The sequence below is a fragment of the Sphingomonas bacterium genome, from assembly GCF_903643065.1.
Lineage (GTDB): Bacteria > Pseudomonadota > Alphaproteobacteria > Sphingomonadales > Sphingomonadaceae > Sphingomonas.
Genome location: NZ_CAHJWX010000479.1, coordinates 1 through 2,535 on the forward strand (window position 1 = coordinate 1; position 2,535 = coordinate 2,535).

Genomic DNA, 2,535 nt, shown 5'->3' on the forward strand with positions numbered 1-2,535 from the left:
CCAGCGCCGCCTCCGGGAACACGACGCGCTTCAGCAGGTCGCCGAGGAAATAGCTGCGGCCCTTCGCGTTGGCGGTCGCGCCGCGCGCGAGCTTGAGGCCGAAGCGGCTGGCCAGCGCGCCCAGGAGCCGGTCGACCGGCCGGCCGAACTGCGTGCCGCTGGTGAAATAGAAGCCGCGCACCAGCGGCTCCGTCTCATAGGCGGTGGTGCGGCCGATCGCGTCCAGCATGCGGCCGAGCGGCTCGCGGATCGAGGCGATCTGGCGCGGGAAGCCGAAGATCAGCCCGCGGCGGCTCATGTCCGGCTCCGCCTGCAACCGCATCGGCACGCGCGCGTCGAGCCGGGCGAGCAGGCCCTCGAACGCCGCGTCGAATCCGGGCCGCGGCACGGGCTCGGCGCGGTCGCCCCGAGCCAGCGGCCAAGTCTCGCCCCATACCTGCTCGCGCTCGGCGGCGGACAGGTCGTCGAAGAACTCGGTGAACCCCGCGAGCAGGTCCACCTTGGTGAGCAGCACATAGACGGGCAGGCGGAGGCCGAACGCGACCTGGATTTCGTTGATGCGCTGACGGATCGCGCGCCCGTGCGCCAGCGCCGCGCTCTCGTCGGCGCCGGCCAGGTCGGTGACGGAGAGCGCCACGATCAGGCCGGTGAGCGGCTGGCGCGGCCGATAGCGCTTCAGCAGGTCGAGGAACCCGGCCCAGGCGCCCGCGTCGGCGACCGGGTCGCTGTCCTGCGTCGTGTAGCGCCCGGCCGTGTCGATCAGCACCGCGCGGTCGGTGAACCACCATTCGATCGTGCGCGTCCCGCCGATCCCGCGCACCGCGCCGTCGCCCACTTCCTGCGCGATCGGGAAGTCGAGGCCGCTGTTCTGGAGCGCGGTGGTCTTGCCGGCGCCCGGCGGGCCGATGATCGCGTACCAGGGCAGCTGATAGGCGAGCTCGCCCTTGCTCCCGATCCGGGCGTCCCGCATCAGCGCCAAGGCCTTTTGCGCGCGCTGGTCCATCGCGGTCACGTCGGCGGCGGCGAGGTCATCCGCGCCGGGCGTCGCGGCGGGGCGCCCCTCCAGCTCGGCGACGAGCGCGCGGTTCTGCCGCCGCTCGCGCCATCGCGCCCAGCCCCAGCGCCCGGCCACGGTGGCGGCCACGAGCAGGATCAGCAGGACGCGAACCCATACGGGCCCGAGCGGCGTCCAGCGCGCGATCGACACCAGCGGCCCCACGAACCAGATGACCAGCGCGAGCGCGATCAGCCCGAGCACGATCATCACCCCGCGCGAGGGCCGGCGCAGGCGCGGCAGCCGCAGCGCCATCAGCGCGCGCCCCCTTCGTTATAGCTCTTGGGGATCGTCACCTCCACGCGCCGGTTCTGCCGGCGACCGGCCTCGTCGCCATTGTCCGCGACCGGCTGCGTTTCGCCGACGCCGCTTGGCGCCAGCCGGGCAGCCTCGACACCCTTGCCGCCCAACGCCGACACGACGGCCGCCGCGCGTGCCTCCGACAGCGCCTGGTTGGACGTGAAGCGGAGCGAGGCGACGCGCTGCGTGTCGGTATGGCCGGTGACCGCGACGCTGCCGTGCGTCAGCGCGATCGCCTGCGCGATCCGGCCCATCGTCGGATCGTAGCTCGCGTCGAGATCGGCCGAGCCGGAGGCGAACAGGCCCTTGTCCTTCATCCGCACCTGCACCGCGTCGGGCTCGTCCGTCACCGCGACGCGGCCCGCGTCGATATCGGGCTTCAGGATGTCGAGGATCGACAGGTAGAGCCGGCTGTCCGCCGCGGGCGCGGGCGCGGAACGGTTGAGCTCGGCCGGCCCGGCGCGGAACGATGCGGTGAGCGGCGCGGCCGCGCGCTCGCTCAGCCCCGCCAGCCGCAGCGCCAGCGCGGCATACAGCGCCAGCAGCAGGACCGCGAAGCCCGACAGCCATACCCAGAGCGGCGTCTGACGCGACAGCGGCACATAGGACGCGTCCACGCCCGCCCAGTGCGGCGACAGCTCGCGCTCGACCGGACCCTTGAGGTTGCGGATCGCCGCGTACAGCCGCTCGCGCAGCTGCACGAGCCGGCTGGCGCCGCCGCGCTCCAGCCGCATGCGCCCCTCGAACCCGAACGACAGGCAGACATAGATCAGCTCCAGCAGGTTGGGCGAGCGACCGGGACGCGCCTCCAGCGCATCGGCCAGCTCGAACATCCGATCGCCCGACACGACCTCGTTATGGAAGGTCGCGACCAGCGTCTGCTGGCCCCAGCTGCTCTTCACCCCCCACGGCGTCGACAGCACCACCTCGTCGATCAGCGCGCACAGGACGTAATGGCCATAGCGCGCGTCGTCGTCGCCGACCACCAGCTCGCGCGTGCGCGCCTGGAAGCGGCGCAGCTCATCCACCACCGTGCGCCGCAGCCGCACCACGTCGCCGCCGTCGGTGACGCTGCGCAGCGAGTTGGCGAGCGCGATCAGCGGCCCGCCGGCGGCGAGCAGCGGATTGGCGCCGGCGCGGCCGAGCTGGTCGAGCGACATCGGCGCGGGGGTGAACGGCCC

The 2,535-nt window shown here is 73.3% G+C and carries 2 protein-coding genes; both read right to left on the reverse strand.

Going from position 1 to position 2,535, the window contains the following annotated elements:
• Positions 1-1,309 (reverse strand): type VI secretion system membrane subunit TssM (gene tssM / locus HUU95_RS14130; protein WP_174280678.1); only part of this gene is annotated, 1,309 nt, incomplete at its 3' end.
• Positions 1,309-2,535, reverse strand: a 1,227-nt coding sequence (gene tssL / locus HUU95_RS14135) for a type VI secretion system protein TssL, long form (RefSeq protein ID WP_174280679.1), incomplete at its 5' end; no start/stop codon positions are given. The genes tssM and tssL, both read right to left, overlap by 1 nt.